The 5,241-nt window shown below is 49.6% G+C and carries 7 protein-coding genes; 4 read left to right on the top strand and 3 right to left on the bottom strand.

The genetic code is table 11. The features are described from left to right. Positions 1-209: 209 nt before the first annotated feature. Entirely contained in the window at positions 210-2,024 is a 1,815-nt protein-coding gene (gene infB, locus LUQ50_RS07985; RefSeq protein ID WP_300038852.1) for a translation initiation factor IF-2, read from the top strand. A gap of 136 nt (positions 2,025-2,160) precedes the next feature. Next, positions 2,161-2,568: a 30S ribosomal protein S6e gene (locus LUQ50_RS07980; RefSeq protein WP_300038849.1), complete on the top strand. Its 408-nt coding sequence runs from the start codon at positions 2,161-2,163 to the stop codon at positions 2,566-2,568. 3 nt (positions 2,569-2,571) lie between these two features. On the opposite strand, the gene LUQ50_RS07975 is transcribed toward LUQ50_RS07980, so the two are convergent. The 3 genes from LUQ50_RS07975 to hypB all read right to left on the bottom strand — a co-directional run bounded on the left by LUQ50_RS07975 (position 2,572) and on the right by hypB (position 4,326). Next, positions 2,572-3,036, bottom strand: coding sequence for a DUF2240 family protein (locus LUQ50_RS07975; protein ID WP_300038846.1), 465 nt, complete (start codon positions 3,034-3,036; stop codon positions 2,572-2,574). Between the two features lie 163 nt (positions 3,037-3,199). After that, positions 3,200-3,577, bottom strand: a complete 378-nt coding sequence (locus tag LUQ50_RS07970; protein ID WP_300038843.1) for a 30S ribosomal protein S8e — start codon at positions 3,575-3,577, stop codon at positions 3,200-3,202. A 101-nt stretch (positions 3,578-3,678) separates the two neighbouring features. Further along, entirely contained in the window at positions 3,679-4,326 is a 648-nt protein-coding gene (gene hypB, locus LUQ50_RS07965) for a hydrogenase nickel incorporation protein HypB (RefSeq protein WP_300038840.1), read from the bottom strand. Between the two features lie 55 nt (positions 4,327-4,381). Between hypB and LUQ50_RS07960 the strand changes: the two genes are divergently transcribed. Both LUQ50_RS07960 and LUQ50_RS07955 read left to right on the top strand, forming a co-directional pair. Beyond that, the gene (locus LUQ50_RS07960) at positions 4,382-4,663 is read left to right on the top strand and encodes a signal recognition particle subunit SRP19/SEC65 family protein (protein WP_300038837.1); all 282 of its coding nucleotides are present in this window, start codon (positions 4,382-4,384) and stop codon (positions 4,661-4,663) included. 2 nt (positions 4,664-4,665) lie between these two features. Beyond that, positions 4,666-5,241: histidinol phosphate phosphatase domain-containing protein (locus LUQ50_RS07955; protein WP_300038834.1), on the top strand; the 576-nt coding region annotated here is incomplete at its 3' end.

The following is a 5,241-nucleotide window of genomic DNA, read 5'->3' as shown; positions in this document are numbered from 1 at the left end:
TCTATCTCTTTTTACTTCCCTGGAGAAGAGCCTCCAGGAAAGCAAATGGGAGCACATTCAGTCCTCCTTTCTCTGCCCTTGTGAATTATTATTAGAGAGCACCTCTCATGTATAGTCAGTCAGCCCCTTCTCATGATACCTGAATATAATTTCCTCTGGTAATATTTCGAAAGCCAGAGGGGTGGGGGCCCTCATCCGGGGGTGCAGCGATGGCAAAGAAATCTGATAAAAAAAGTCAGAGTAGTAGTAACAATCCTAAGATTCGTACCCCAATCGTCTGTGTGCTCGGGCATGTGGACCATGGGAAGACCTCACTCCTTGATCGGATCCGTGGTTCAAAAGTGGTTGCCGGTGAGGCAGGCGCGATTACCCAGCATATCGGAGCGACGGTTGTTCCGATCGAAACCATCGTCGCGATGGGTGGGGCAATCAAAAACCTGAAGATCAACATTCCAGGCCTCCTCTTCATTGATACCCCCGGGCATCACTCATTCACCACGCTCCGGGCACGCGGAGGCGCTCTGGCAGATCTGGCAATCGTTGTAGTGGACATTATTGACGGATTCAAACCCCAGACAATCGAGGCATTACAGATTCTCCGGGGATGCAGAACCCCTTTTGTAATGGCTGCTACCAAGATAGACCGGTTACCAGGCTGGCGTTCCTTTCCAGATGAACCCTTTCTGTCAAGTTTTGGAAAACAGAACCAGCGCGTGATTGATCTTTTGGAGAAGAAGACCTATGAGATCGTAGGATCTCTCGCAGAACATGAGTTCTCGTCAGAGCGGTTCGACCGGGTCGATGATTTTGCACGAACCCTTGCAATCGTTCCGGTAAGTGCGCACACCGGAGAAGGGATCGCAGATCTGCTCATGGTGCTAATCGGACTGGCCCAGAGGTACATGGAAGCCTCACTGGCCCTGGCAGTTGATGGACCAGGATCAGGAACCGTGCTTGAGGTGAAGGAAGAGAAGGGGCTCGGGGCAACAATAGATGTAATTCTGTTTGACGGAACCATCTCGGTGGGCGATGAAATTGCGGTTGCATCCAGTACCGGTGTGATCACCACCAAGGTGCGATCGCTCCTCCAGCCCCGCCCCCTGAAAGAGATCCTGATCGAAGACCGGTTCTCCCGTGCTAAGTCTGTCGTAGCGGCAGCAGGAGTGAAGGTAAGTGCTCCGGGTCTTGATCAAGTGATCGCCGGTTCACCGGTTCGCGTCATCGATGGAAACGAGGATGAGATCCGCGAGAGCATTGAGCGGGAGATGACCGAAATTAATGTCACTCTCTCCCCTGAAGGTCTGATCATCAAGGCAGATACTATCGGTGCACTGGAAGCACTCTGCAAGGAACTTACCACGTCCGAGATTCCGGTGATGAGGGCAGAAGTTGGTCCGGTTACAAGGCATGATGTAATCGAAGCAGAGACCATAAAAACTCCGTATTATCGTTCCATTATCGCATTCAATACCCAGATTCTCCCAGATGCACAGGATCTTCTGAACGAGGCTCTTTACGCTGAAATGGTCGAGCTTTTCAAAGGAAATGTCATCTACCATGTCCTTGAATCATATCTTGAATGGCGTGATGAGATGAAACGCAACCTTGATCAGAAGCGGTTTGAGCAGATCATCTTCCCGGCAAAACTGATGGTGCTCCCTGACTGTGTCTTCAGACAGAACAATCCTGCAGTGGTCGGAGTCAGAATTCTTTCCGGAAAACTCAGGAACGGAGTGAACCTTATCAGAAAAGATGGAAAGAAGGTCGGCCAGCTCAAATCTATTCAACTGAGAAAGGAGAATATTCAGGAAGCCAAGGCCGGTGATGAGGTTGCAATCTCGGTTGACGGGGCAACGGTCGGCAGGCAGTTTGATGTGAACGATGAACTACTCGTCAACATTCCCGAACGTCACGTAAAGGTGCTTGAAGCGGAGATGCTCTCACATCTTACGATCGATGCCCGCGATGTCCTTGATGAATTCACCAGACTGTACCGGAAAGAAAACCCGTTCTGGGGAAAGTAGTCTTATAAAGATCAGGCGCGGATATATACGGAGACTGCTCGGCTCAGCTGAGTGATGGGAATTTACACGTAACCAAGATACTGCCCCTCGTGAAGGGGCTCTGATCGCTGCTGACTAAACAAAAAATACTGATAGTATGGTTGATTTTAAGATAGTACTCTCTGACCCGGCAACAGGTAAGGCATATAACATCGATGCAACCGGTGGTGCAGCCGGATCACTCATGGGAAAGCGTATTGGTGATGAGATCGATGGAACACCATTCGGATTCGAAGGATACAAACTCAAGGTAACCGGTGCATCAGACCGGAACGGAACACCGGCCAGAAAGAGCCTTCCTATTGCAGGAAGACGTCGTGTCCTCGTATCAGGCGGCGTAGGATTCCACCCGGTCCTTGATGGAGAGCGACGGCGCAAGATGGTCAGGGGATCTGAGATCACTGCTGACTTTGTTCAGATTAACACCGTTGTTTCCAAGGAAGGTTCAAAGACCCTCGCATCCTACTTCGCACCAGCAGAAGCACCTGCTGAAGGCGGAAACTAATAATTATTCTTTTTTCAGAAGTTCAGATCGAAGCTGAGGAACCAGATCTGAATATGGCGTCTCATACTCCTTTGCCAGGATAACCAATGCGGCTTCAGGCCTCAGTTTTCCATCGAATCTGTCCTTGATCACTTCATTCATACGGCTTGCCACTTCTTCCTGAGTCTGACCACTCCGTAATGCAATGCGATCGATCAATTGGGAGACTGGATCTGCAACCTCAAATATCGCAGATGAGGGCTTATACCCAATCGGAATTTCTACCTCTGCAGGATCAAATAGGAGAGAGAAAAACTCACCATCGGTCCTGATAAGTCCCTGATCCATTCCCCGTCTGAGGAGCAGGTCTACCTGATCCCGATCCATCCATCTCCGATCAAAGGAGTAGTAATAGATCAGTTCACTTCGGCCTAGTTTTTCAACCCTGCTGTGATAAAAAGGCGCGGCAAGTGTAGTTTTGAGTGTCATATCTGTTATGATCCTTCCATTAACCCAGATCGGGAAATATTTCCAGCAGAGATTCTCCTGCAGCCTATAATAAGCGTTCTAAAGGAGATGAGATCTGTCAAACCGGGCAGACTATCGTTTGATGATTCCTGTGGTGAAAAGAACAGAATTTACGTAAAAAAAGTTATTCGATGAGAACGGCGTTGATAACGCCATGCTGCCCCGGACGGCTGACAATCTTTGCCATGCCCATGCTGGTCTTAATGATTGCACCCTTCGTGAGCAGGTTACGCCGTACATAATTCGGGTTGGCAGTGTTCTTCTCAACGTTGTCGATCTTTACCTTCTTGGTCTCACCAGTCTTAGGGTTACTGACAGCAGCAAACTCTGACCGCAGTGCACGGATCTTCTGGTTTCCACCATAGGTACGACTAATCTTCCGCTTTTCTACCCCTATGTGGGTCTCTGTCGGTGCTGATCCGATCTCCCTGCGACGCTTCCCGCATGCAGGATGATATCTTCCACCCGTTGACTTTCGAACCGATCTACCTTGCCATTGCATGTTATCTTCCCTCTGATATTGGTGACGCTGTTTTGGTTGTGGGAGTCCTGATTACGCCACAGAGTCCTATATCTATCACCTTCGTAGCTATATAGTCCCTTTTATGACAGGATCTCTTCGAGCAGAGCATCCACTCCGTCACCGGTCTTCATATTGGTTCTGAAGACCTTCATATCAGGATTATAACGGTGCATATCACGTTCCATCCGATCGAGGTCTGCCCCGACTGCCTCAGCCAGATCCACTTTATTCAGAACACCGATGGTGCAGCCCCTGAACATCATCGGATGCTTATTCACCACATCATCACCTTCAGTAGAAGAGACAACCACAATCCGTTTCTCTGCACCGAGTTCAAAGTCCGTAGGACAGACCATATTGCCGACATTCTCAACAAAGAGGATATCAATTACATCAAGCGGGAGATGATGGAGTGCATGTTCAACCATATGGGCGTCAAGATGACATTCTTTGCCGGTATTCACATTTTCTGCAGGGATTCCAAGGGAGGTTATTCTGCGAAAATCATCATCACCGTACACGTCCCCGGCAATTGCAGCTGCTTTCAGGTTCTTTTTTGATAAGCGGGGGACCATTTGCTCGATCAGAGCGGTCTTTCCTGATCCAATCCCACCAAGCAGATCAAACGCCCTGACCTGATGCCCTTTAAGATGAGCAGCATTCTCATCTGCAAGACGCCGGTTGGCTGAGAAGATATCCTTCTCGATCGAGACGTCGATATGATGCATACAGTTACGTCTTTCCCGCTGGTTGTTTATAGGTTCAGTTCTTAGATTGTAAAGAATGGAGAAGGGACTGATACTTTATCCCTGCTATTTTGACGCAAAACTCATGCGTAAAGAAGGGCGCAGGGTTCCTCGTGAGCAGGCAGTTCAGGCACCTGCTATCCCAGATATTGAACGGGCACTTGCATCATGCGGTGTAAAATACCGTAGAGAGAAAAAATCTCATCCAACCTGGTGGTGGAGACATGAAGGCCGCGTTATCGCAGACTGTACTGGGCCGAAGACTGAGTTGCTTTATCAGGTCGCAACAGAACTCAGAAAAATAGCCCCTAAGAAGTAGCCATGTACGATCTGCACACCCACACTATCCTTTCAGACGGTGAGCTCCTCCCTTGTGAACTGATCCGCCGCATGGCAGTCCTTGGGTATGATACGGTCGGGATCACCGATCACGCTGATATGAGTAATATCAGTAGCACTATCGCTGCTATTGAGCGAATCCGCTGTTCAGCCGAAGAATACGGAGTTACGCTCCTTGCTGGGGTGGAGATCACCCATGTCCCTCCTGCTGAGATTTCCAGACTGGCAAAACTCGCAAAAGATGAAGGTGCAGACATTGTTGTTGTTCATGGAGAGACGGTGGTCGAACCCGTGGCACCCGGAACCAACAGGCAGGCATGTATCTGCGAATATGTGGATATACTCGCACATCCCGGCCTCATAACCAAAGAAGATGCACAAGAAGCTGTTGACCACGGAGTCTTTCTTGAGATCACTGCACGCGGAGGACACAACCGGACTAACGGACACGTAGCCAGGATCGCTGAGGAGACAGGATGCAACCTGGTGGTTGATTCAGATGCACACGGCCCGGGAGATCTGATGAGCGATCGCGCGAGGGAACTGGTGGTACGAGGA

The organism is Methanospirillum sp., assembly GCF_028679455.1.
In the GTDB taxonomy this organism is placed as follows: domain Archaea; phylum Halobacteriota; class Methanomicrobia; order Methanomicrobiales; family Methanospirillaceae; genus Methanospirillum.
Note: the sequence above shows the minus strand (reverse complement) of the source record. Positions and strands in the feature narration are given on the sequence as shown.

Excerpts from the sequence above, each read along its gene's own strand:
- LUQ50_RS07980 (WP_300038849.1), top strand. The coding sequence starts at position 2,161 with ATGGTTGATTTTAAGATAGTACTCTCTGACCCGGCAACAGGTAAGGCA.
- hypB (WP_300038840.1), bottom strand. The coding sequence starts at position 4,326 with ATGCATCATATCGACGTCTCGATCGAGAAGGATATCTTCTCAGCCAAC.
- LUQ50_RS07970 (WP_300038843.1), bottom strand. The coding sequence starts at position 3,577 with ATGCAATGGCAAGGTAGATCGGTTCGAAAGTCAACGGGTGGAAGATAT.
- infB (WP_300038852.1), top strand. The coding sequence starts at position 210 with ATGGCAAAGAAATCTGATAAAAAAAGTCAGAGTAGTAGTAACAATCCT.
- LUQ50_RS07975 (WP_300038846.1), bottom strand. The coding sequence starts at position 3,036 with ATGACACTCAAAACTACACTTGCCGCGCCTTTTTATCACAGCAGGGTT.
- LUQ50_RS07960 (WP_300038837.1), top strand. The coding sequence starts at position 4,382 with ATGGAGAAGGGACTGATACTTTATCCCTGCTATTTTGACGCAAAACTC.